General features: G+C 72.0%; 17 protein-coding genes and 1 pseudogene. 12 read left to right on the top strand and 6 right to left on the bottom strand.

From position 1 onward, the window contains the following. Nucleotides 1-75: 75 nt before the first annotated feature. From nhaA to ACWC91_RS29280, 3 genes are all read right to left on the bottom strand, one after another. Nucleotides 76-1515, bottom strand: a complete 1440-nt coding sequence (gene nhaA, locus ACWC91_RS29290; protein ID WP_225076958.1) for a Na+/H+ antiporter NhaA — start codon at nucleotides 1513-1515, stop codon at nucleotides 76-78. Between the two features lie 224 nt (nucleotides 1516-1739). Then, the gene (gene acs / locus ACWC91_RS29285) at nucleotides 1740-3704 is read right to left on the bottom strand and encodes an acetate--CoA ligase (protein WP_225076957.1); all 1965 of its coding nucleotides are present in this window, start codon (nucleotides 3702-3704) and stop codon (nucleotides 1740-1742) included. 130 nt (nucleotides 3705-3834) lie between these two features. Then, a complete protein-coding gene (locus ACWC91_RS29280) occupies nucleotides 3835-6258 on the bottom strand; it encodes a bifunctional SulP family inorganic anion transporter/carbonic anhydrase (RefSeq protein WP_376506175.1) in 2424 nt (807 codons plus the stop codon). 318 nt (nucleotides 6259-6576) lie between these two features. Here ACWC91_RS29280 and ACWC91_RS29275 point away from each other — a divergent pair, with 318 nt between their 5' ends. Then, a complete protein-coding gene (locus ACWC91_RS29275) occupies nucleotides 6577-7839 on the top strand; it encodes a hypothetical protein (protein WP_450643880.1) in 1263 nt (420 codons plus the stop codon). Between the two features lie 6 nt (nucleotides 7840-7845). Here the strand turns inward: ACWC91_RS29275 and ACWC91_RS29270 are convergent, their stop codons facing one another. Continuing rightward, nucleotides 7846-8826, bottom strand: a complete 981-nt coding sequence (locus ACWC91_RS29270) for an ATP-binding protein (protein ID WP_450643879.1) — start codon at nucleotides 8824-8826, stop codon at nucleotides 7846-7848. 100 nt (nucleotides 8827-8926) lie between these two features. On the opposite strand from ACWC91_RS29270, the gene ACWC91_RS29265 reads away from it, so the two are divergent. Continuing rightward, nucleotides 8927-9790, top strand: coding sequence for a Fic family protein (locus ACWC91_RS29265; protein ID WP_225076953.1), 864 nt, complete (start codon nucleotides 8927-8929; stop codon nucleotides 9788-9790). Between the two features lie 370 nt (nucleotides 9791-10160). On the opposite strand, the gene ACWC91_RS29260 is transcribed toward ACWC91_RS29265, so the two are convergent. Continuing rightward, entirely contained in the window at nucleotides 10161-10994 is an 834-nt protein-coding gene (locus tag ACWC91_RS29260; protein WP_225076952.1) for an HAD family hydrolase, read from the bottom strand. A gap of 581 nt (nucleotides 10995-11575) precedes the next feature. On the opposite strand from ACWC91_RS29260, the gene ssd reads away from it, so the two are divergent. The 7 genes and pseudogenes from ssd to ACWC91_RS29225 all read left to right on the top strand — a co-directional run. Next, complete coding sequence (gene ssd, locus ACWC91_RS29255; RefSeq protein ID WP_450643878.1) at nucleotides 11576-12679, top strand: septum site-determining protein Ssd; 1104 nt, start codon at nucleotides 11576-11578, stop codon at nucleotides 12677-12679. Between the two features lie 86 nt (nucleotides 12680-12765). Beyond that, nucleotides 12766-13941 (top strand): TadA family conjugal transfer-associated ATPase, encoded by a 1176-nt coding sequence (locus tag ACWC91_RS29250; RefSeq protein ID WP_225076950.1) that lies wholly within the window; start codon nucleotides 12766-12768, stop codon nucleotides 13939-13941. Beyond that, nucleotides 13934-14809 (top strand): type II secretion system F family protein, encoded by an 876-nt coding sequence (locus tag ACWC91_RS29245; RefSeq protein WP_225076949.1) that lies wholly within the window; start codon nucleotides 13934-13936, stop codon nucleotides 14807-14809. Before ACWC91_RS29250 ends, ACWC91_RS29245 begins: the two co-directional genes overlap by 8 nt. Before the next feature lie 29 nt (nucleotides 14810-14838). Beyond that, on the top strand, nucleotides 14839-15606 hold the full coding sequence (locus ACWC91_RS29240) for a type II secretion system F family protein (RefSeq protein ID WP_450644527.1): 768 nt from the start codon (nucleotides 14839-14841) through the stop codon (nucleotides 15604-15606). Nucleotides 15607-15745: 139 nt separating this feature from the next. Next, complete coding sequence (locus ACWC91_RS29235; RefSeq protein ID WP_225076947.1) at nucleotides 15746-15937, top strand: DUF4244 domain-containing protein; 192 nt, start codon at nucleotides 15746-15748, stop codon at nucleotides 15935-15937. After that, complete coding sequence (locus ACWC91_RS29230) at nucleotides 15924-16334, top strand: TadE family type IV pilus minor pilin (protein WP_374113949.1); 411 nt, start codon at nucleotides 15924-15926, stop codon at nucleotides 16332-16334. Before ACWC91_RS29235 ends, ACWC91_RS29230 begins: the two co-directional genes overlap by 14 nt. 36 nt (nucleotides 16335-16370) lie before the next feature. Continuing rightward, a pseudogene (locus ACWC91_RS29225) lies at nucleotides 16371-16796 on the top strand (Rv3654c family TadE-like protein); the annotation flags it as partial. Between the two features lie 197 nt (nucleotides 16797-16993). On the opposite strand, the gene ACWC91_RS29220 reads toward ACWC91_RS29225, so the two are convergent. Then, the gene (locus tag ACWC91_RS29220) at nucleotides 16994-19516 is read right to left on the bottom strand and encodes a DEAD/DEAH box helicase (RefSeq protein WP_450644525.1); all 2523 of its coding nucleotides are present in this window, start codon (nucleotides 19514-19516) and stop codon (nucleotides 16994-16996) included. A gap of 82 nt (nucleotides 19517-19598) precedes the next feature. Between ACWC91_RS29220 and bldG the strand changes: the two genes are divergently transcribed. The 3 genes from bldG (at nucleotide 19599) to ACWC91_RS29205 (ending at nucleotide 23215) form a co-directional block, all read left to right on the top strand. After that, nucleotides 19599-19940, top strand: coding sequence for an anti-sigma factor antagonist BldG (bldG, locus tag ACWC91_RS29215; RefSeq protein ID WP_009189842.1), 342 nt, complete (start codon nucleotides 19599-19601; stop codon nucleotides 19938-19940). Between the two features lie 106 nt (nucleotides 19941-20046). After that, nucleotides 20047-20478 carry an ATP-binding protein gene (locus ACWC91_RS29210; protein ID WP_225076944.1) on the top strand — a complete coding sequence of 144 codons (432 nt, stop codon included), beginning with the start codon at nucleotides 20047-20049 and terminating at the stop codon, nucleotides 20476-20478. Between the two features lie 331 nt (nucleotides 20479-20809). After that, complete coding sequence (locus tag ACWC91_RS29205) at nucleotides 20810-23215, top strand: sodium-translocating pyrophosphatase (RefSeq protein WP_376503318.1); 2406 nt, start codon at nucleotides 20810-20812, stop codon at nucleotides 23213-23215. The last annotated feature ends 177 nt before the right edge of the window (nucleotides 23216-23392 follow it).

The raw sequence follows: 23392 nt of genomic DNA, 5'->3' as shown, positions 1-23392 counted from the left end.
CTCTGTCCGGCTGCTGTCACTGCCTGACTTCTGCCCGACTGGGAACGCTCCTGTCATTTGTACCGTCCCGTCAGATCATGCCGGACCGCCGTCCTGCTCGCCTGCCCTGCCCGGCACTTCGGCAAGCCCGTCCTGTTCGGCGGTCTTCGCCTCGGCGAGCCGTCGGTGCTCGGCGGCCTTCCGCTCGTGAATCTCGGCCATGCGCAGGTGGTAGGCGGGGTCGTCCTGCTCGTAGACGTCCGGGATGCCGTCGAGGTCGTCGTCCCGCTCCTCGGAATCGCACAGCCTCCGGTAGCGGGCGTTGCGGATCTTCAGCAGGACGGTCGCCAGAATCGTCGCGATCAGGGAGCCGACGAGGACGGAGGCCTTGACCTCGTCGGTGAGCGCCGCGTCGCCGGTGAAGGCCAGTTCGCCGATGAGCAGGGAGACGGTGAAGCCGATCCCGGCGAGCGTCGCCACGGCGAACAGGTCGGCCCAGGCGAGGTCCTCGCTGAGCGACGCCTTGGTGAAGCGGGCGGTGAGCCAGGTCCCGCCGAAGATGCCGACCGCCTTGCCGACGACCAGTCCGAGGACGACGCCGAGTGTCTCGGGCCGGGTGAACACGTTGGCCAGCGCCCCGCCCGAGATGGAGACGCCCGCGCTGAACAGGGCGAACAGCGGCACCGCCAGGCCGGCGGAAAGGGGCCGTACGAGGTGTTCGACGCGTTCGCCGGGGGAGGTCCTCTCGCCCTCGTGGGGGGCGCAGCGCAGCATCAGGCCCATCGCGACGCCCGCGATGGTGGCGTGGACGCCGCTGTTGTACATCAGCGCCCAGATGACCAGGGCGAGCGGCATGTACACGTACCAGCCGCGCACGCCCTTGCGCAGCAGCAGCCAGAAGACGACGAGACCGGCCGCCGCGCCGCCGAGAGCGGCGAAGTTCAGGTTTCCGGTGAAGAAGACGGCGATGATCAGGATCGCGAACAGGTCGTCGACGACGGCGAGCGTCAGCAGGAAGGCGCGCAGGGCGCTGGGCAGCGAGGTGCCGATGACCGCGAGCACGGCGAGCGCGAAGGCGATGTCCGTCGCGGTCGGCACCGCCCAGCCGCCGAGCGAGCCGTCCGAGACGAGGTTGGTCAGGGCGTAGACGACGGCCGGTGCCGCCATGCCGCACAGCGCGGCGATCACCGGCAGGATCGCGGCTCTGCCGTCCTTGAGGTCTCCGGCGACGAGTTCGCGCTTGAGCTCGATCCCGGCGACGAAGAAGAAGACGGCGAGCAGTCCGTCGGCGGCCCAGTGCTCCACGGAGAGGTTCAGGCCGAGGGAGGCGGGGCCGAGGTGGAAGTGCCCGACGCTCTCGTAGCTGCCGCGCAGGCCGGGGATGTTCGCCCAGAGCAGGGCGGCGACCGCGGCGAGGAGGAGGATCACACCACCGACGGTCTCGGTGCGCAGCGCGTCCGCCACGAAGTTCCGCTCGGGCAGGGACAGGCGTCCCAGGAACTTGCGGGCTGGGGTGTCGGTGCGGGGCGCGGCCACGGGAACCTCCGGTCGGTGGGCATGACGGAACACATGCCGACCAGACTTCCCGGCGCACCTGAGGGTCTTTTTCTGTTGTGGTGTCCGCCTACTTTACCCAAGGCGGCCGAGTGGGTCCGGCGCCTTCCCGGGGATGCGGGGATGCGAAAGGGGCACCCGGCTGTCCCGTCGGGTGCCCCTTGACGCCGTACTCAGTCCTCGCCCGTCTTCTGGGCGTTCCCCGCTCAGTCCTCGCCGGGCGACGTGGGGAGCTTGGCCTGGATGAGGTCCATGACGGTGGAGTCGGTCAGCGTCGTGACGTCTCCGAGCTGCCGGTTCTCCGCCACGTCGCGCAGCAGGCGCCGCATGATCTTCCCGGAGCGGGTCTTCGGCAGCTCCGCCACCGGCAGGATCCGCTTGGGCTTGGCGATCGGGCCGAGCGTCGAGCCGACGTGGTTGCGCAACTCGCCGACCAGGGTCTCGGTCTCGGTGACCGCGCCGCGCAGGATCACGAACGCGACGATCGCCTGTCCGGTCGTCTCGTCCGCGGCGCCGACCACGGCCGCCTCGGCGACCGACGGGTGGGAGACGAGGGCGGACTCGACCTCGGTGGTGGAGATGTTGTGGCCGGACACGAGCATCACGTCGTCGACGCGGCCGAGCAGCCAGATGTCGCCGTCGTCGTCCTTCTTGGCGCCGTCACCGGCGAAGTACCGGCCCTCGAAACGCGACCAGTAGGTGTCGATGAAGCGCTGGTCGTCGCCCCAGATGGTGCGCAGCATCGACGGCCACGGCTCGGTGAGCACCAGGTAGCCACCGCCGCCGTTGGACACCTCGTTCGCCTCGTCGTCCACCACGGTGGCGGAGATGCCGGGCAGCGGCCGCTGGGCCGAGCCGGGCTTGGCGGCGGTCACACCCGGCAGCGGGGAGATCATGATTCCGCCGGTCTCGGTCTGCCACCAGGTGTCGACGACCGGGGTGCGGTCGCCGCCGATGTTCTTGCGGTACCAGATCCACGCCTCCGGGTTGATCGGCTCACCGACCGAGCCGAGGATCCGCAGGGAGGACAGGTCGAACTTCGCGGGGATGTCGTCGCCCCACTTCATGAACGTACGGATCGCGGTCGGCGCCGTGTAGAGGATCGTCACGCCGTACTTCTGCACGATCTCCCAGAAGCGGCCCTGGTGCGGGGTGTCCGGCGTGCCCTCGTACATCACCTGCGTCGCGCCGTTGGCCAGCGGCCCGTACACGATGTACGAATGCCCGGTGACCCAGCCGACGTCGGCGGTGCACCAGAACACGTCGGTCTCCGGCTTGAGGTCGAAGACCGCCCAGTGTGTGTACGCCACCTGCGTGAGGTAGCCGCCGGAGGTGTGCAGGATGCCCTTCGGCTTCCCCGTCGTGCCCGAGGTGTAGAGGATGAACAGCGGGTGCTCCGCCTCGAACGCCTCCGGCGTGTGCTCGGCGGACTGCCCGTCGACGATCTCGTGCCACCACAGGTCCCGGCCCTCGGTCCAGGCGACCTCCTGGCCGGTGCGGCGGACCACGACCACGTGGTCGACGTTGTCCACGCGCTCGACCGCCTCGTCGACGGCCGGCTTGAGCGCGGACGGCTTGCCGCGCCGGTAACCGCCGTCGGAGGTGATGACGACCCTGGCGTCGGCGTCCTGGATACGGGTGGCGAGCGCGTCCGCGGAGAAGCCGCCGAAGACCACCGAGTGCGTGGCACCGATCCTGGCGCAGGCCAGCATCGCGACCGCGGTCTCCGGGATCATCGGCATGTAGATCGCGACCCGGTCGCCCTTCCGGACGCCGAGTTCGAGCAGTGCGTTCGCGGCCCTGGACACCTCGTCCTTGAGCTCGGCGTAGGTGAGGGCACGGTGGTCGCCGGGCTCACCCTCGAAGTGGATCGCGACGCGGTCGCCGTGCCCGGCCTCCACGTGCCGGTCGACGCAGTTGTACGCCACGTTGAGCGTGCCGTCCTTGAACCACTTGGCGAACGGCGGGTTCGACCAGTCGAGCGTCTCGGTCGGCTCCACGGCCCAGGTCAGCCGGCGGGCCTGCTCGGCCCAGAATCCCAGCCTGTCGGCCTTGGCCTGCTCGTACGCGTCCGCCGTGACGTTGGCGTTCGCAGCCAGGTCGGCGGGCGGCGCGAAACGTCGCTCCTCCTTCAGGAGGTTGGAGAGTGAAGAACGCTCGTTGTCTGCCATCGTCGCACACCGTCCCAGTGGTTTAGACCAATCAATACGCCCGATTCTCCGAGGGCCCCGGGGTGTCGGTCAACCCCTCCCATCCTGACACCCGCTCATCCACGGGTCACGCACGACGATCCCTGGAGGTTCACTCCTGGAACGCTTTCTCGCTCGTAGTGTCCGATGTGTCGCTCAATGTGAGGGGTGGCGCCGCCGCCTGCGGAGTCTCCGTCGTTGAGACCCGGGTGAAGGTCTCCTTGCCGTCCGCCCCCGTGAGCAGGTACGCCTCGGCCTCGCCCACATGAAAGTACATCCCGTGCAGTTCCAGCGTCCCCTCCCGCAGGGCGCGGGCTACCGAGTCGTGGGCGCGCAGGTGCTCCAACTGCTGTACCACGTTGGTGAGGCAGAGCCGCTCGACCGCGTCGGCGGGCGGCCGGCCGGCCGGCCGGGGGTCGCGGCGGCCGTCGTCCGCCATCCGCTCCAGACTGGGCAACCCGTGCCGCAGCCACCGTCCGAGCGGCGTACGGATCTGTCCGGAGCCGGAGCCGGAGCCGGAGCCGGAGCCGGAGTCTGAGGCGAGGTCAGGGCCCGAGGCGAGGAGTGCCTGCATGGCCCCGCAGCCGGAGTGGCCGCACACCGTGATGGAGCGGACCCCGAGCACGTCCACCGCGTACTCCACGGCCGCCGCCACCGAGTCGTCCTCGCCCTGGCCGGGCGGCGGCACGAGGTTGCCCACGTTCCGCACGACGAAGAGGTCGCCGGGACCACTGGAAGTGATCATCGACGTGACCAGCCGCGAGTCGGCGCAGGTGAGGAAGAGTTGGGACGGGCGCTGCCCCTCCCGCGCCAGCCGCGCCAGTTCCTCGCGCAGCCGGGGCGCGGTGCTGTGCTGGAACGCGCGGATGCCGTGCGCCAGCCGGTGACCGCGGTCGCCGGGTGCCGGTGCCGCGCTCCCGCACTGGTGGTTGCGCCAGGGCGTCCAGGGTCGGCAGCGGCACCGGACGCCGTCCGGCGCGGCGGGCTCGGCGATGCGGGCCCCGGCACGACGGCCGGTGAGTTCGACCGAGCCGCCCTGCGCGGTGTGCGTCCGCTGCCAGTCCTGAAGTGACTCGTACGCCGCGTGATCCATGAACGAGCCGTCCAGCCGGACGACCACGTCGGCTCCCGGCGGCACGAGGTGCAGGGCCCGGCTGAGCCGTGGCACCGCGAGGAACGTCAACTGCCCTCGTACATGTACGTGATGGACTCCCTTCCGCTCTTCGTGCGTGATGCGGGTGCGGGTGAGGCGGCGCAGGGCGACGGCGACGGCCACGGCGATGCCGAGCGCCACGCCCTGGAGGACGCCGAGGGCCGCCACGCCGAGGGCGGTGGCGGCGTACACCGGCACCTCCTGGTGGCGGGTCACCGTGCGGATGTGGTGCGGGGACACCATCTGGATGCCGACGGCCATCACCAGGGCGGCGAGCGAGGCGAGCGGGACGAACTCCAGCACCGGGACCATCAGCAGCGCGGCGATCACCACGAGAACGCCGTGCAGCATCGTGGAGTTCCGGCTCACGGCGCCCGCGCGCACATTCGCCGTACTGCGCACGGCCACCCCGGCGACCGGCAGGCCGCCGAGCGCGCCGGAGACGACGTTGGCGGCGCCCTGGCCGAGCAGTTCCCGGTCCAGGTCCGAGCGGCCGACCCGGGTGGCCGTTCCGGCGCGGCCCGCGACCAGTTTGTCCACGGCGACCGCGCCGAGCAGCGACTGCACACTGCACACCAGCGTGGTGCCGAGCACCGCGGCGACGAGCCCGAGCACCGGACCCTCGGGCAGTCCGGCCAGGGCGTGGCTGCGCCAGGACGGCAGATCGACCCTGGGCAGCACCAGCCCGGTGAGGGAGGCGACGGCGGTGGCCCCGGCGACGGCGACGAGCGCGGCCGGCACCTTGCCCAGCAGGCGCCCCGCCCGCCCGGGCAGGCGCGGCCAGGTCAGCAGCACCGTCAGGGTCAGCGCGCTCACGGCGAGGGCCGCCGGGTCGAGGCCGGCCAACTGGGCGGGCAGGGCACGGAGATTGTCGAGCACGGAGCTCTGCGGGCTGCCGCCGAGGACGATGTGCACCTGGGCGACGGCGATGGTCACCCCGATCCCGGCGAGCATGCCGTGCACGACGGCGGGGCTGACGGCGAGCGCGCCGCGGGCCACGCGCAGGCAGCCGAGGGCGAGTTGGGCGAGACCGGCGAGAACGGTGACGGCGCAGGTCGTACGCCATCCGTAGCGCTGGATCAGATCGGCGGTGACGACGGTGAGTCCGGCGGCCGGGCCGCTTACCTGAAGCGGTGAGCCGCCGAGCCGTCCGGCGACGAGTCCGCCCACCGCGGCGGCCACGAGGCCGGCCCGCAGCGGGGCGCCGGTGGCCAGGGCGATACCGAGGGAGAGGGGCAGGGCGATCAGGAAGACCGCGACGGAGGCCGACAGGTCGGCGCCCGCGAGGTGGAAGCGGCGCGGTCGCCGGGGCGGGCTGTGGGGTGGGTGGGAACGCTCTGTGCGGGCGGACTTCGCGGTGTGGGCGGGGACGCAGGCCGGCATGTTTCCCGTCTCCTCGGGGTGGCACGGTCGCGGAACTCTCGGCTGACTCGACTTTCGGCTGACTCAGCGGGACTTGATGGGAACGGCGGATCAATGCTGAGTAAAGCGATCGTAATGCCACGTAAAGGCCACACCTCGATTGTCAACTCGAATGGGGCAGCAAATCACCTCGTTGAGTGAAGTGGGCTTTTTATCGGCTTGTCATACTAATTCCTTTTCCGGTCCATGCGATCTTGACGGCGCTGTCGGCCCGTCCGGCACGTCACCAGCACACGCCGTCTCGGCGTCGGACGAGAGAAGGAAGAAGGTGCGCGGAACATGGCCACCAATCAGAGGATCGCCGTGGGCATCGCCGTCGCCACGGTCTGCGCCTCGTCGCTCGCCGGTTGCGCGAGCGGCCCCGAGGCGCCGAGGCGGGGTGCGCCCGGCGCCCCTCGGAAGGGCCCGCAACTGCCCGGGGGCATCGTCCGCCTGATCGGCGACGGGTCCACCGCGTACACCGGGGCGCAGCCGCACCTGCCCAGGCCGGAGCGGCTCAAGGCCGGTGAGAGGCCACCGCAGTTCGTCGTGTTCTCCTGGGACGGGGCGGGGGAGGACAGCCAGAAGCTGTTCTCCCGCTTCCGCGAGGTCGCCAAGGCCAACAACGCGACCATGACCTACTTCCTCAGCGGCGTGCACCTGCTCCCGCGGGGGAAGCGGGACCTGTACCGCCCGCCGCAGCACGCCCCGGGCAGCTCCGAGATCGGCTTCAGTGACGCGCAGGGCGTCGCCGACACGGTCGGGCAGGCGCGTCTGGCGTGGCTGGAGGGCAATGAGATCGGCACGCATTTCAACGGTCACTTCTGCGGCCCCGACGGCGGAGTCGGAACGTGGTCGGTCGACGAGTGGAAGAGCGAGATCGCCCAGGCCAAGCAGTTCGTGAAGACCTGGAAGTCCAACACCGGCATGAAGAACGCGGCTTCGCTGCCCTTCGACTACGAAAAGGAACTCATCGGCGGCCGCACCCCGTGCCTGGAGGGCCAGAAGAACTTCGTCAAGGCGGCGAGCCAACTGGGCTTCCGCTACGACAGCAGCGGTGTCAACAACCAGGTGTGGCCCAGGAAGAGGGACGGCCTGTGGGACCTGTCGATGCAGCTGGTGCCCTTTCCCGGGCAGCCTTTCGAGCAACTGGCCATGGACTACGACTTCATGGTCAACCAGTCCGGCACGCAGACCCAGGGCGACCCCGCCAAGTTCGACTACTGGGGCAAACAGATGCGCGACGGCCTGCTCAAGGGCTTCTACCGGGCATACGACGGCAACCGCGCCCCGCTGGTGATCGGCAACCACTTCGAGTCCTGGAACGGCGGCACCTACATGCGCGCCGTCGAGGACGTCGTGAAGGAGGTGTGCAACAAGCCCGACGTGCGCTGTGTCTCCTTCCATCAGCTGGCCGACTGGCTGGACGCCCAGGACCCGCGGGCCCTCGCCGAGCTGCGGACCCTCAAGGTCGGCGAGGCTCCGGCGCGGGGCTGGGCGTCCTTCCTGCCGAGCCGCCCGGCCCCGGCCCCCAAGGGCGTGCCCGGGGCGCCCGAGCCGTAGCGGTGCTCACGCCGGGGCGGTGACGCCCTCGCCGAGGACGAAGCCGGGGTCGATCTGCGCCGCGAGGTCGGTCCCGGTCCGCTCGTTTCCCCACGAGGCGGCGTTCTTCAGGTGGAAGTGCACCATCTGGCGGGTGTAGCGATCCCAGTCGCGCAGCTCGTACGTGGCGTCGGCGGCGACCTGGAGCAGGCGCAGCGCGCGGCGGTCGGCGTCCTCCAGGAACTCGAACCGGGGCGGCCGGCCCTTCTCCATGGCGCGCACCCAGTCGGAGTGCCCGACCGTCACGAGCAGGTCGTCCCCGACCTCGGCGCGCAGGAAGTCGAGGTCGTCCTGTCCCTGCACCTTGTTGCCGACGACGCGCAGGACGACCCCGTAGTCGCGGGCGTACTCCTTGTACTGGCGGTAGACGGAGACCCCCTTCCGGGTCGGCTCGGCGACGAGGAACGTGATGTCGAAGCGGGTGAACATCCCGGAGGCGAAGGAGTCCGAGCCCGCCGTCATGTCGACCACGGCGTACTCGTCGCGGCTGTCCACCAGGTGGTTCAGGAACAGCTCCACCGCCCCGGTCTTGGAGTGGTAGCAGGCGACCCCCAGGTCGGCGTCCGTGAAGGGGCCGGTGACCATCAGACGCGCGGCACCGCCGTCGAGTTCCACCGGGTGCGCGCAGGCGTCGTAGAGCGGGTTGTCCTCGCACAGGCGCAGCAGACGCGAGCCCTCGCCCGGCGGGGTCGTCTTGATCATCGTCTCGGTGGAGGTGATGCGCGGGTTGGTGCCGCGCAGGTAGTCCTTGATCAGCGGCAGCCGGTCGCCCATCGCGGGCAGCGCGGCGGCCTGCGGCTCCTCCAGGCCGAGCGCGGCCCCCAGGTGCTGGTTGATGTCGGCGTCGATCGCGACGACGGGCGCGCCGGTGGCCGCGAGATGGCGGATGAACAGGGAGGACAGAGTGGTCTTGCCGCTCCCGCCCTTCCCGACGAAAGCAATTTTCATGTTCACGAAGCGTAGCGGCATGGTTGCCCAGGGTGGTGATGTGCGTGAAGAAGACCACTCCTTCGTGGGGCGGGGTGTTCGGGCCCGTAGGGTCGTACTCATGAGTACGACAGGAGCGGCCGCCGATCCTCCCCCAAGCTCTCGAACGAGCGCGAGCAGGGAGGACCCCCTTGCGGCCCTGGGCGCGCTGCCCGGTGTGGCCGGGTCCGTGGAGTCCGTACGCAAGGCCGTGGACCGCGTGTACGGGCACCGGGTCATGCGGCGCAGGAGCAACGAGGTCACCTCCGAGGCGGCGCTGCGCGGCGCGCGCGGCTCCGCGGCGCTGTCCGGTGCGGACTGGGCCCTGGAGGAGGTGCGCCGGCGCTCCGACTTCAGCGGCGACGACGAGGCGCGGGTGGTGGGCGCCGCCCTGAGGCTGACGGCCGAGGCCGGCCAACTGCTGTCCATCTGGCGGCAGTCGCCCCTGCGGGTGCTGGCCCGGCTGCATCTCGTGGCCGCTGCTAGCCAGGAGGGGGCGGTCGGACGGCCGCGTCAGGAGGGCGAGGACGTCGGTGAGCCGCTGATCGAGCTGCCGCCGCCGAGCGCCGCAGAGGTCTCCGGACGCCTGGAGGGTCTGTCGGAACTGATCATCGCCGGCAGCTCCGCGCCCGCCCTGGTGACGGCGGCCGTGGTGCACGGCGAACTCCTGGCGCTGCGCCCCTTCGTCTCCCACAACGGGCTGGTCGCCCGGACGGCCGAGCGCATCGTCCTGATCGGCAGCGGTCTCGACCCCAAGTCGGTCTGCCCTGCCGAGGTCGGCCACGCCGAACTGGGCCGCGCGGCCTACCTGGCCGCCCTCGACGGCTATGTCTCCGGCACCCCGGAGGGCATGGCGGCCTGGATCGCCCACTGCGCAAGGGCGGTTGAGCTGGGTGCGCGCGAGTCCACGGCGGTGTGCGAGGCGCTCCAGCGCGGGGCGGCGTGACGGACTCGGAAACAGGGTTGCGGCGGTACGAGAACTCGTACCGCCGCTGGCATGACCGCCGAGTTACCAAGCGTCCTCGATATGTCGCCCATCAGGTCGGGATCTTTGCCCGTCACCTGGTGCGGCTGGCCCGTAATCGACGGGTCGACGTCGCGTGGGTGCTCGGTGTTCATGCTCGGTCCGTGGGGCCAATTGAGCTTTAAAGGTGATCCTTTCGGATGTCCTTTGGTCTCTCGGGCCGTCGAATCCTTTGTACTGCAAGCGAGGGGCAAGCGGAACCCCTGGTTGCACTTCTTTACTTTCGGGTTCAAACAGGAACTAAACGGGCACGCGAGTGCCGCGCGGGATTTTCCGGCGGCCGGGCGGCGGATCAGGCGAGCGAGTTCCGGCGCCGGCTCGTGTACCAGACGAGCCCCGCGGTGGCCGCCGCCGCGCCTATGGCCGCCGCCGCGACCAGGGCCGGCCGCGGCGGTACGGAGAACGCGGGCAGCCGTTGCTTGAGCCGCACCGGCCGGTGGAAGTCGAGGATCGGCCACGCGCGCGCGACGGCCTCCCGGCGCAGTGCCCGGTCCGGGTTCACGGCGTGCGGATGCCCGACCGACTCCAGCATCGGCAGGTCGGTCACCGAGTCGCTGTAGGCGTAGCAGCGGCTGAGGTCGTACCCCTCGGACTCGGCCAGCTCGCGGATCGCCTCAGCCTTGGTCGGGCCGTAGGCGTAGTACTCCACCTCGCCGGTGAAGCAGCCGTCCTCCCCCACCACCATCCGGGTGGCCACCACGCGGTCCGCGCCGAGCAGTTCGCCGATCGGCTCGACCACCTCCGCGCCCGACGTGGACACGATGACCACGTCGCGGCCGGCGGTGTGGTGCTCCTCGATGAGGGACGCGGCCTCGTCGTAGATGATCGGGTCGATCAGGTCGTGCAGCGTCTCGGCGACGATCTCCTTGACCTGCCGCACGTTCCAGCCGCGGCACAGTGCGGACAGATACTCGCGCATGCGCTCCATCTGGTCGTGGTCGGCGCCGCCGGCGAGGAAGACGAACTGGGCGTACGCCGTTCGCAAGACGGCCCTGCGGTTGATCAGTCCGCCTTGGTAGAAGGACTTGCTGAAGGTGAGCGTGCTCGACTTCGCAATGACCGTCTTGTCCAGATCGAAGAAGGCCGCCGTGCGGGGCAAGGAGTGGTTTTCCACGCCCCTGAGCATAGGGGCAGCCCATTCGGCGTAAGGTGGGCGCGTGGGTTTGCCTGAGAGGGCTCTCGGGTACACCATGGAAGTCACGGATCGTTCGCGACCGTGCCAACCCGGTCCGACTCCTCCCCCCCCGAGTCGGCCGTGGAGACGACCCCCGCTCTCCCCCCCGGCGGGGGTCGTCGCATGTCCGGGTGGGTTTCTCCCCTTCTGTCCGCGATTGCCGAGCCGGATCGGCCGCATCGCGCGGGTTCAAGGGATTTCCATGATCCGTCACGTTGTGTAGTCGCAACGCTGCTCTGTGGAAGTCGTACGGGAACCAGTACAGGGGTCACCGGTACGGGTGATGGCGATATTCACAGCCATCGAGTTGTCCACAGTTTTTGACCAAGATCCACACGATTTCCCGGATCACTGCACCGTGATTCCGACGCGCACCGCTTCCGGCGAGTTCATGGCCGGTTCCGATTGTCCGGGCGCGTGCGGCCGGTTCGTATCGGCCGCCCATAGGAAGGCCGGTCGCCGGTTCTTCTCATGTTCGGGATTCGCGGGGCCGCACGGGCCGCGCGCAAGAAGCAGCGAAGGGGGTTCGACCCGTGGCCGGAACCGTCACACACGATCCACCGCCCGATGCCGGAGGGCTCCAGGGCAGACCGCTGATCGTCACCGAGGACGCCGGGCTCCTCGACGACCTGCTGCGCCTGTGCGCCGCGGCCGGCGCCACACCCGAGGTCCACCACGGCCTTCCCGAGCGCAGAGGCGGCTGGGAGGCGGCGCCGCTGGTGCTGGTCGGTGACGACGCCGCCCGGCGGGTGCGCGGAGCGGCGCGCCGGCGCGGAGTGGTGCTGGTCGGCTGCGACCAGGACGACTCCGGGATCTGGCGGCGCGCCATCGAGATCGGCGCCGATCACGTGCTGGTGCTGCCCGACGGCGAGCAGTGGCTCGTCGACCGCATCGCCGACGTCGCCGAGGGCGTCGGCCGTCCCGCGCTCACCGTGGGCGTCATCGGCGGCCGCGGCGGGGCTGGCGCGTCCACGCTGGCCTGCGCGCTCGCCGTCACCGCCGCGCGGGAGAGCCTGCGCACCCTGCTCGTGGACGCCGATCCGCTGGGTGGCGGCCTCGACGTCCTGCTGGGCGGGGAGACGGCCGAGGGGCTGCGCTGGCCGGCGTTCGCCGCCTCGCGCGGGAGAGTCGGCGGCGGCGCCCTGGAGGAGTCGCTGCCCGAACTGCACTCGCTGCGCGTGCTCAGCTGGGACCGCGGCGACTGCGTGGCCGTACCGCCGCAGGCCGTCCGGGCGGTGCTGGCCGCCGCCCGGCGACGCGGCGGCGCCGTGGTGGTCGACCTGCCCCGCCGGGTCGACGAGGGGGTCGCCGAGGCCCTCGCCCAGATCGACCTCGGCCTGCTCGTGGTCCCCGCCGAGCTGCGAGCCGTGGCGGCCGCGGCACGGGTGGCGTCCGCGGTCGGCATGGTCCTGCGCGATCTGCGGGTGGCGGTCCGGGGGCCGTACGCGCCCGGGCTCGACGACCGCGAGGTCGCCCGGCTGCTCGGTCTGCCGCTGGCGGGCGAGGTGCCCGTGGAGTCCGCGCTGCGGCGCTCCTGCGAGGGCCGGACCCCGCCCGGCGCGACGGCGCGCGGACCGCTCGCCCGTTTCTGCACCGCCTTCTGGGAGCGGGCGCTGATCGAGGCGGCCGCCGCATGAGGACGGTTGCCGAACACCTGCGAACGGACCCGCGGACGGCCCCGGCGGATGTGCTCCGCGAGCCCGCGCCTGCCAACGGGTCCCGGATGCCGGCGGAGTTGCTGGACGGCGTACGGCGGTGGCTCGCCGAGAGCGGGGCCGAGCCGACACCCGCGCGGGTCGCGCAGGCCCTGCGCGAACAGGGCCGTGTGCTCGGGGACGCCGAAGTGCTGGGCGCGGCCGAGCAGTTGCGTTCCGAGCTGATCGGCAGCGGTCCGCTGGAGCCGTTGCTGGCCGATCCGTCGGTGACCGACGTCCTCGTGTCGGCCCCGGACCGGGTGTGGGTGGACCGGGGCGGCGGACTGGAGCGGGCCGCCGTCGCCTTCCCCGACGCGGCGGCCGTACGGCGCCTCGCGCAGCGCCTGGCCGCCGTGGCCGGCCGCCGGCTGGACGACGCCCGGCCGTGGGTCGACGCCCGGCTGCCCGACGGCACCCGGCTGCACGCGGTGCTGCCTCCCGTCGCCGTCGGCTGCACCTGCCTGTCTCTGCGGGTCGTACGACCGCGCGCGTTCACGCTGGAGGAACTGGTCGCGGCGGGCACGGTGCCGCCCGGCGGGGACCGCGTGCTGCGGGCACTGATCGAGTCCCGGCTGTCCTTCCTCATCAGCGGGGGGACCGGAACCGGCAAGACCACGCTGCTCAGCGCGCTGCTCGGGCTGGCCGGGCCCGGCGAGCGGATCGTCCTCGCCGAGGACTCCGCGGAGCTGCGACCCGACCATCCGCACGTCGTCCGCCTGGAGACCAGGCCCGCCAACCAGGAGGGCGCGGGCCTGGTCACCCTCGAGGACCTGGTGCGGCAGGCGCTGCGGATGCGGCCGGACCGGCTGGTCGTGGGCGAGGTGCGCGGCGGCGAGGTGGTCCATCTGCTGGCCGCGCTGAACACCGGCCACGAGGGCGGATGCGGCACGGTCCACGCCAACGCGGCGGCGGACGTCCCCGCCCGGCTGGAGGCGCTGGGCACCGCCGGCGGGCTCGACCGGGCGGCGCTGCACAGCCAGTTGGCGGCCGCGCTGTCGGTCGTGCTGCACCTCGTGCGGGACCGCTCCGGACGGCGGCGGATCGCCGAGGTGCGGGTGCTGGAGCGGGACGCGTCGGGACTGGTGCGGACCGTGCCGGCGCTGCGCTGGGGCGAGGAGGCGTTCGTGGCGGAACGGGGGTGGGAGCGGCTGCGGGGGCTGCTCCGGACGGAGAGCGGGAGAGGGGGCGACGACCGCGATGGATGACGGGTTCTCGGGCCCGGCCTGCGTGGTCGCGGGCGCGGTGTGTGCCGGGGCGGCCGTGTGGCTGCTGGGCGGCCGGTACTCCGCGGCACGGCGGGCGCGGTCGCTGCTCGCCGGCGGCGGGCCGCAAGGCACGGGGCCGCCGCTCTCGGGCCGGGTCCTTCGCGGACTGGCCCAGGTTCGAGGGGGGTTGCGCGCCGAGTGGTGGGCGCCGGCCGCCGGGATGGTGCTCGCGGTGCTGGGTGCCTCGGTGCTGCCGGTCGTCGCGGGGGCGGTGGGGGTGCCGCTGCTGCGACGCACCCGGCTGGCCCGGGCGGCGCGCCGACGGCAGGAGCAGCGGGCGGACGCCGTGATCGCCCTGTGCGGGGCACTCGCCGGAGAGGTGCGGGCCGGGCGGCAGCCGGGCGAGGCGCTGTTGTGCGCCGCGCGGGACTCGGGTGGGCTCGGCGACGCCCAGGCGGCGGTGCTGGCGGCGGCCCGGTTCGGCGGGGACGTGTCCGCGGCGCTCGCCGGGGCGGCCCGGCAGCCGGGCGCCGAGGGCCTGCGCGGCCTCGCGGCCTGCTGGCGGGTGGCGGTGGACCAGGGCGCGGGCCTGGCGGCCGGACTGGACCGGCTCGAAAGCGCACTGCGGGTGGAGCGCGACCAACGCGCCGATCTACGGGCCCAGTTGTCCGGGGCCAGGGCCACGGCCGTGATGCTCGCCGGCCTGCCGGCCCTCGGACTCCTGCTGGGCACGGCCATGGGAGCCGATCCCTTGCGCGTGCTGCTGCACACGGGAGCGGGACTGGGCTGCCTGGTCATCGGTGGCGTGCTGGAGGGCGCGGGGCTGTGGTGGGCCCTGCGGATCGTGCGAGGGGCGGAGGCGATGTGAGCGCGGGTGTCGTTGTCCACAGGTTGGGGATGGCCGCGGGGGCGGCGGTGCTCCTGTGGCTGTCGGTGAGATGGCTGGAGGCGGTGAGCCGGGAGCGGCGCGCGCGGCGGCGGATGGCCGCGCTGCTGGGGCCGGAGCGTTCGGCGGTGGAGGCATGGCGCTCGCACTCACGGCTCCTGGCTGCCGGTGCCCTGCGGCGGTGGCTGCCGGCGGTGGGTGTGGCCGGGGCCGGGTGGGTGCTGGCCGGCGGGCTCACCGGGCTCGCGCTCGGGCTGGCCGGGGCGGCCGGGATGTGGCAGTGGCGGCGGCGGACGGCAGGCCGCCCCGAAGCGGAGTCCGACGCGGCCGAAGCCGCCCGTCAACTCCCGCTCGCGTCGGATCTGCTGGCGGCCTGCATCGCGGCCGGTGCCGGTCCGGTGATCGCCGCCCAGGCCGTCGGGGAGGCCCTGGGCGGCCCCGTCGGGGACGCACTGGCCCGGGGTGCCGCCCAGGTGCGGCTCGGCGGACAGCCGGCCGACGCCTGGCACGGACTCGCCTCGATACCGGGGGCCGCGGCCCTGGCGCGGCTGCTGGAGCGGGCCGACGAGTCGGGCCTTCCCGCCGCCGGACCGGTGGCTCGGCTCGCGGCCGACGTCCGCGCCGACCGGGCGCGCACCGCGACGGCCCGGGCACGCCGCGCGGCCGTGCTGGTCACCGCGCCGGTGGGGCTGTGCTTCCTGCCCGCCTTCGTCGCGGTGGGCGTGCTGCCCGTGCTGATCGGCCTCGCGGGCGGAGTACTGAGCGGAGGTGGTGGCTGAGGGCACTGACGGAACGGATGCGGGAGCAGCGGGTCGACGATCGACAGGCAACAGCCGACCAACAGGCACGGCCGACCAACAGGCACGGCCGACCAACAGACGCGGCCGACCAACAGGCCGAGACCTTACGGGGGTTGAAATGTACGGAAAGGCGCTGGCACGGCTGCGTGCCCTGGCGCGCAGGGACGCGGGAATGGTGACGTCCGAGTACGCGATGGGGATCATCGCGGCGGTGGCGTTCGCGGTGCTGCTGTACGAGGTGGTGACGAGCGGCCAGGTCAAGACGGAGTTGCAGGACATCGTGAAGCGAGCGCTCAGTGCGCGGATGTGAACGGGCATGGGCACACCGGGCCGAACGGCATGGCGCCGACGCGGGGTTCGTGACGGCGGAGGCGGCCATGGTCCTGCCCGTGCTGGTGCTGGTGGTGACGACGCTGGTCTGGGTCCTGCTGGTCGTGCTCGCGCAGATCCAGTGCGTGGACGCGGCCCGGGCAGGGGCCCGGGCCGCCGCCCGCCAGGACCCGGACGGCGCGGTCACCCGAGTGACCCGGGACGTGGCACCGCACGGGGCGGAGGTCACGGTGACCCGCAGGGGAGACCGCGTGCACGTGGTCGTCGTGGCCGACCCGCCGGGGCTGGGGGTGCTGCCCTTCCGGCTGAGGGAGGAGGCCGTGGCGGAGGCGGAGGACACGCTCGGGGCGCGCGCAGAGCGGGGGACGGGGACATGAGGCGAGGGACGGGGACATGAGGCGGAGGACGGGGAGATGAGGTGCCGCAATCCGGCCCTCCGCGGCTTACGCGGGCTCATCGGTGGCGGACGTGGCGGACGCCGTCTGTCCGACCGCGGCTCCGCCACCGTGTGGAGCGTCGGGGCGATCGCCCTGCTCTGCGTGGTGTTCGGTATCGGGCTCGTTCTGGGGCAGGCGGTGGTCGACCGGCACCGCGCGGCCGGAGCCGCCGATCTCGCGGCCCTGGCGGCGGCGGGCCACTGGGCCGAGGGCGGTGCCGCCGCCTGCGCCCGGGCGGACGAGGTGGCCCGGGCACAGGCCACCCGGCTCGTCCGGTGCGCCGTCGTGGGCGACACCTCGGACGTCACGGCGGCGGTGGACCGGGGACTCTTCACCGCGGAGGTGAGGGCGAGAGCGGGACCGGCTGCCCCGGCGGACGCTCCGGTGGGACCGGCGGGGCCCGGGGAGCCCGTGGCAGGGGCGGTGGGGCCCGGGGAGCCCACAGTTGGGCCCGTGGGGTCCGGAGGGCCCATGGCAGGGTCTACGGCCCCCGCGGGATCCACGCCAGGCACGGCAGGGTCTACGGCGTCCGCGGGATCCACAGCAGGGCCCACGGCCCACACAGGGCCCGTGGCCCCCGGGCCTTTCACTCGCGTGGGCTAAGCCTCCGCCTCCCTCTCCGTCTCGGCCTGCACCTCTGCCTTCGCCTCCCTCTCCGTCTCCGCCTCCTTCTCCTCCGGGGCAGCCTTCAGCAGCACCGTCAGCAGGCGCACGGCCCCCCTCTTGTGCAGCGGGTCGTTGCCGTTGCCGCACTTGGGGGACTGGATGCAGGACGGGCAGCCGGAGTCGCACTCGCAGGAGGCGATGGCCTCGCGGGTGGCGGAGAGCCAGGCGCGCGCGGTGTGGAAGGCGCGTTCGGCGAAGCCCGCGCCGCCCGGATGGCCGTCGTAGACGAAGACCGTGGGCAGCAGCGTGTCGGGGTGCAGTGGGACGGACACGCCGCCGATGTCCCAGCGGTCGCAGGTCGCGAACAGGGGCAGCATGCCGATCGACGCGTGCTCCGCGGCGTGGAGGGCGCCACCGAGGATCTCCGGGTTGATCCGGGCCGCGTCCAGCTGGTCGTCGGTGACCGTCCACCACACCGCGCGGGTGCGCAGCGTACGAGGAGGGAGGTCGAGTTTCGTCTCGCCGAGCACTTCACCCGTGATGACACGTCTGCGCAGGAAGGAGACCACCTGGTTGGTGACCTCGACGGAGCCGTAGCACAGGCGGCCGTCGCCCCAGGGCACCTCGACGTCCGTCTCCAGGACGGAGATCGCCGTCGTGTCGCGGGCGACCGTCGTGTACGGCGGGGCGGCCTCCTCGACGAGGGCGACCGAGTCGTCCAGGTCGAGGGAGCGCACCAGGTACGTACGGCCCTGGTGCAGATGGACGGCGCCCTCGTGCACCGTCGTGTGTGCGGCGCCCGCGTCGACCGTGCCGAGCAGCCGGCCGGTGCCGGCCTCGACGATCTGCACCGGCCGTCCGCCCTCGCCGCGGATGTCGGTGAGGTCCGCGGCCCGCTCCCGGCGGGTCCAGTGCCAGGCCTTCGTCCGGCGGCGCAGCAGCTTCGCGGCCTCCAGCTGCGGCAGCAGCTCCGCGCAGGCCGGGCCGAACAGTTCGGTGTCCTCCTCGGTGAGCGGCAGCTCGGCGGCGGCCGCGCACAGGTGCGGCGCGAGGACGTAGGGGTTGTCGGGGTCGAGGACCGTGGACTCGACCGGCTGGTCGAACAGGGCCTCGGGATGGTGGACGAGGAACGTGTCCAGCGGGTCGTCGCGGGCGACCAGCACCGCCAGGGCGCCCTGACCGGAGCGCCCCGCGCGGCCCGCCTGCTGCCACAGGGAGGCGCGGGTGCCCGGGTATCCGGCGATCAGCACGGCGTCCAGGCCGGACACGTCCACGCCCAGCTCCAGGGCGGTCGTGGCGGCCAGGCCCAGGAGCTCGCCGGAGTGCAGGGCGCGTTCCAGGGCGCGGCGCTCCTCGGGCAGGTAGCCGCCCCGGTAGGCCGCGACGCGCCGGGACAGCGGCCGGTCGATCTCGGCCAGCCGCTCCTGGGCGATCACCGAGATCAGTTCGGCGCCGCGCCGGGACCGTACGAAGGCGACCGAGCGCACGCCCTGAAGGGTGAGGTCGGTCAGCAGATCCGCCGTCTCGGCGGTGGCGGTGCGCCGGACGGGCGCGCCCCGTTCGCCCCGCAGCTCGGTCAGCGGGGGCTCCCAGAGGGCGAACACCAGTTCACCGCGGGGCGAGGCGTCATCGGCCACCTCCACCACGGGCACTCCGGTGAGGCGGCGGGCGGCCACGGCGGGCTCCGCGGCGGTCGCCGAGGCCAGCAGGAAGACCGGGGAGGCGCCGTAGCGCGCGCACAGCCGGCGAAGGCGGCGCAGCACCTGGGCGACGTGGGAGCCGAAGACGCCCCGGTAGGTGTGGCACTCGTCGACGACCACGTACTTCAGGGCCCGCAGGAAGGAGGACCAGCGCGGGTGGGAGGGCAGGATCCCGCGGTGCAGCATGTCGGGGTTGGTCAGGACGTGGTTGGCGTACTGGCGGATCCACTCGCGTTCCTCGGGCGGGGTGTCGCCGTCGTACACCGCGGGGCGTACGGCCTTGCCCAGCGGCCGGGCGAGTTCCTTCACCGCTCGGCACTGGTCGGCCGCGAGGGCCTTGGTGGGGGCCAGGTACAGGGCGGTGGCGCCGCGGCCGTTGGCCGCCTCGGAACCGTCCAGCAACGTCGAGAGCACCGGGACGAGGTAGGCCAGCGACTTGCCGGACGCGGTGCCGGTGGCGACGACGACGGAGTCGCCGTCCAGGGCGTGTTCCGCGGCGCGCGCCTGGTGCGCCCACGGGTGCTCGATCCCGCACGCCTGGACCGCCGCGATCACCTCCGGCCGAATCCGGTCGGGCCAGACGGCATGGCGCCCCGCGCGCGGGGGCAAGTGCTCCGTATGAGTGATGCGCGCAGCCCGGCTCTGCCCCGCGGCGAGCCGGTCGAGAACCGCGCCCGGCGCCAGGCGGGTTGCGGGGGCAGCCGGGGATCGATCGGATCGGTGATTCTTGGCCATCGGCACCGAGTCTGTCACCGGCGTGCAGGACAATGGGACCAAGGCGTCGTGCACGCCTGCCGGTAAGTGATTGAATGCCATCGCGGCTGGCGAACCGTCCCGGGGGCTTCAAGCCGAGGTGTCCCGAGGGGCGACCGCTCGATAGCAAGGTGCTGGAGGATCCGTGGACCTGTCCCTGTCGACCCGTACCGTCGGCGATCGTACGGTCGTCGAGGTCGGTGGCGAAATCGACGTATATACCGCGCCCAAGCTGCGCGAGCAGCTGGTCGAGCTGGTGAACGACGGGAATTTCCACCTCGTCGTCGACATGGAGGGCGTGGACTTCCTCGACTCCACCGGGCTCGGCGTGCTGGTCGGCGGCCTGAAGCGCGTGCGTGCCCACGAGGGCTCGCTGCGCCTGGTGTGCAACCAGGAGCGCATTCTCAAGATCTTCCGTATCACCGGTCTCACCAAGGTGTTCCCGATCCACACCTCGGTGGACGAAGCGGTGGCGGCGACAGACTGACCACCGGCCCCGGGCCGGTGACCGGGGCGTAAGAGTCCAAACGGGGGGCCGGGCATTTCGGCGGCCCGGTCCTCCTACAGCACGCCCGTAGCTCCGAGGGGGATGCATGGCCACCGTCGAACTCCGCTTCAGCGCGCTGCCCGAGCACGTCAGGACCGCCCGTCTGGTGGCGGCAGCGGTGGCGCGCAGGGCCGGAGTGGACGAGGCCGTCCTCGACGAGGTCAGACTCGCCGTCGGCGAGGCCTGTTCCCGGGCTGTGGGGCTGCATCGCAACGGCGGGATCTCGGCACCGGTGAAGGTGATGCTGACCGAGGAGGAGAAGCAGTTCTCCATCGAGGTCGGCGACGAGGCCCGGCACGCGCCGTACCACGCCGGGGACGCCCCTGGCGCGGTGGACGAGGCGGAGGCCGAGGAGGACGAGATGGGCCTCGCGGTCATCAGCGGACTCGTCGACGACGTGAAGGTGTCGGCAGGGGAGCACGGCGGGTTGATCAAGATGACCTGGCCGACCACATCGCCGGTCGCGACGCTTCCCTGACGCGCACCTCACCCGTTCGGCACCTCACCCGTTCGGCGCACCACACGAGGGCCCTGCTTCGGCAGGGCCCTTCTTGTTGCACGACCGCTTCCACCAGGTACATTGAATTCGTGAATGAATTCACGACCGGTCGGCAGATCATTTGATCAAGCATTGATCGAGGGTCAATGGTTTTGAACCATTACCTCTTTCGGGTTCCGTGGCGTGACGTCGATCATTTGCTGAAGAGCAGGTGAAGGGCAATTCGGTTTGCCGCGCTCTGTTTTGATCAGGTTCCGCTACCTACAATCCGTCCACATCTTGAGCTCAGCCCAAGCGTCAAGGAGGACGAATGGCGGGGCTTTCTACCCCTCATCAGTTGGGCCACCCCACAACCTTCGCAGCTGCAGTGCTGACCAACGACAATCGGATCATCGTGGCGGTCATCGCGGCCGTCGCGCTGGCCGCGCTCGTGGTCGCAGGCGTCCTGGTGCGCCAGGTGCTCGCGGCGGGCGAGGGCACCAGCAGCATGAAGAAGATCGCTGAAGCGGTCCAGGAAGGCGCGAACGCCTATCTGGGCCGCCAGTTGCGCACGCTCGGCGTATTCGCCGTGATCGTGTTCTTCCTGCTCATGCTGCTGCCCGCGGACGACTGGAATCAGCGCGCCGGACGATCGGTGTTCTTCCTGATCGGGGCCGCCTTCTCGGCGGCCACCGGCTATATCGGCATGTGGCTCGCCGTGCGCAGCAATGTACGTGTCGCCGCGGCGGCCCGTGAAGCGACCCCTGCGGAAGGTGAGCCGGAAAAGGATCTCACCGCCGTCTCGCACAAGGCAATGAAGATCGCTTTTCGCACCGGCGGCGTCGTCGGCATGTTCACGGTGGGGCTCGGCCTGCTCGGCGCCTCCTGTGTCGTGCTGGTGTACGCGGCCGACGCGCCGAAGGTGCTGGAGGGCTTCGGCCTCGGTGCCGCGCTGATCGCGATGTTCATGCGTGTGGGCGGCGGCATCTTCACCAAGGCCGCCGACGTCGGCGCCGACCTGGTCGGCAAGGTCGAGCAGGGCATTCCGGAGGACGATCCTCGCAATGCCGCGACCATCGCCGACAACGTGGGCGACAACGTCGGCGACTGCGCGGGCATGGCGGCCGACCTCTTCGAGTCGTACGCCGTCACGCTGGTCGCGGCGCTCATCCTCGGCAAGGCGGCCTTCGGCAACGACGGGCTCGCCTTCCCGCTGCTCGTGCCGGCCATCGGTGTGATCACCGCCATGATCGGGATCTTCGCGGTGGCGCCGCGCCGCGCCGACCGCAGCGGTATGAGCGCGATCAACCGCGGTTTCTTCATCTCCGCGGTGATCTCGCTCGCCCTGGTCGCGGCCGCCGTCTTCGTCTATCTGCCGTCGTCGTACGCCGGACTCACCGGTGTCACCGACGCGGCGATCAGGGGCAAGGACGGCGACCCGCGGATCCTCGCCCTGGTCGCGGTGGGGATCGGCATCCTGCTGGCCGCCGTGATCCAGCAGCTGACCGGCTACTTCACCGAGACCAACCGGCGTCCGGTCAGAGACATCGGCAAGACCTCGCTCACCGGTCCGGCCACCGTCGTCCTCGCCGGTGTCTCCGTGGGCCTGGAGTCCGCGGTCTACACCGCCCTGCTGATCGGCCTCGGCGTGTACGGGGCCTTCCTGCTCGGCGGTACGTCGATCATGCTGGCTCTGTTCGCGGTGGCGCTGGCCGGCACCGGGCTGCTCACCACGGTCGGCGTGATCGTCGCCATGGACACCTTCGGCCCGGTCTCCGACAACGCCCAGGGCATCGCCGAGATGTCCGGCGACGTCGAGGGCGCGGGCGCCCAGGTGCTCACCAACCTGGACGCGGTGGGCAACACCACCAAGGCCATCACCAAGGGCATCGCCATCGCCACCGCCGTCCTCGCGGCCTCGGCGCTCTTCGGGTCGTACCGGGACGCCATCACCAACGGCGCGCGTGACGTCGGGGAGAAGCTGACCGGTTCGGGTGCGCCGATGACCCTGATCATGGACATCTCGCAGCCCAACAACCTGGTCGGTCTCATCGCCGGCGCGGCGGTCGTCTTCCTGTTCTCGGGGCTGGCGATCAACGCGGTGTCCCGGTCGGCGGGTTCGGTGGTCTACGAGGTGCGCCGGCAGTTCCGTGAGAAGCCCGGGATCATGGACTTCAGCGAGAAGCCGGAGTACGGCAAGGTCGTCGACATCTGCACCAAGGACGCCCTGCGCGAGCTCGCCACACCCGGGCTGCTCGCCGTCATGGCGCCCATCTTCATCGGGTTCACGCTCGGTGTCGGTGCGCTCGGCTCCTATCTCGCGGGCGCGATCGGCGCGGGCACGCTGATGGCGGTGTTCCTCGCCAACTCCGGTGGCGCCTGGGACAACGCCAAGAAGCTGGTCGAGGACGGCAACCACGGAGGCAAGGGCAGCGAGGCCCACGCGGCCACGGTGATCGGGGACACGGTGGGCGATCCCTTCAAGGACACCGCCGGCCCCGCGATCAACCCGCTGCTGAAGGTGATGAACCTGGTGTCGCTGCTCATCGCGCCCGCGGTCATCAAGTTCTCCTACGGCAGCGACAAGAGCCTCGGCGTACGGATCGTGGTCGCGGTCCTGTCGCTGGCCGTGATCGTCGGCGCGGTCTACATCTCCAAGCGGCGCGGTATCGCCGTGGGCGACGACGACAACGCCGAACGGGTCTCCAAGCCGGCCGATCCCGCGGTGGTTTCGTAGGCGTCTCATCCCGGGCCCAGCTCAGGAGACGGGCGGGGGGGGGGGGGGGCGGCCCCCCCCCCCCCCGGGGGGGGGGGGGGGGGGGCGGGGCGGGGGGGCGGGGGGCGGGGGGCGCGGGGGGGGGGGGGGGGCCCGGGGGGGGGGGCGGGGGGGGGGGGGGGGCGGGTCCCGCGGGGG

Source organism: Streptomyces sp. NPDC001204 (assembly GCF_053598035.1).
This window is presented reverse-complemented; position numbering and strand designations above follow the sequence as displayed.

What these genes read in the sequence shown, in the direction of transcription:
- ACWC91_RS29240 (WP_450644527.1), top strand. Translation starts at nt 14,839, where the DNA reads ATGGCCGCGGGGGCGGCGGTGCTCCTGTGGCTGTCGGTGAGATGGCTG.
- ACWC91_RS29205 (WP_376503318.1), top strand. Translation starts at nt 20,810, where the DNA reads ATGGCGGGGCTTTCTACCCCTCATCAGTTGGGCCACCCCACAACCTTC.
- ACWC91_RS29210 (WP_225076944.1), top strand. Translation starts at nt 20,047, where the DNA reads ATGGCCACCGTCGAACTCCGCTTCAGCGCGCTGCCCGAGCACGTCAGG.
- ACWC91_RS29245 (WP_225076949.1), top strand. Translation starts at nt 13,934, where the DNA reads ATGGATGACGGGTTCTCGGGCCCGGCCTGCGTGGTCGCGGGCGCGGTG.
- ACWC91_RS29250 (WP_225076950.1), top strand. Translation starts at nt 12,766, where the DNA reads ATGCCGGCGGAGTTGCTGGACGGCGTACGGCGGTGGCTCGCCGAGAGC.
- ACWC91_RS29270 (WP_450643879.1), bottom strand. Translation starts at nt 8,826, where the DNA reads ATGAAAATTGCTTTCGTCGGGAAGGGCGGGAGCGGCAAGACCACTCTG.
- ACWC91_RS29235 (WP_225076947.1), top strand. Translation starts at nt 15,746, where the DNA reads ATGTACGGAAAGGCGCTGGCACGGCTGCGTGCCCTGGCGCGCAGGGAC.
- ACWC91_RS29275 (WP_450643880.1), top strand. Translation starts at nt 6,577, where the DNA reads ATGGCCACCAATCAGAGGATCGCCGTGGGCATCGCCGTCGCCACGGTC.
- ACWC91_RS29280 (WP_376506175.1), bottom strand. Translation starts at nt 6,258, where the DNA reads ATGCCGGCCTGCGTCCCCGCCCACACCGCGAAGTCCGCCCGCACAGAG.
- acs (WP_225076957.1), bottom strand. Translation starts at nt 3,704, where the DNA reads ATGGCAGACAACGAGCGTTCTTCACTCTCCAACCTCCTGAAGGAGGAG.
- ACWC91_RS29265 (WP_225076953.1), top strand. Translation starts at nt 8,927, where the DNA reads ATGAGTACGACAGGAGCGGCCGCCGATCCTCCCCCAAGCTCTCGAACG.
- ACWC91_RS29220 (WP_450644525.1), bottom strand. Translation starts at nt 19,516, where the DNA reads ATGGCATTCAATCACTTACCGGCAGGCGTGCACGACGCCTTGGTCCCA.
- ACWC91_RS29260 (WP_225076952.1), bottom strand. Translation starts at nt 10,994, where the DNA reads ATGCTCAGGGGCGTGGAAAACCACTCCTTGCCCCGCACGGCGGCCTTC.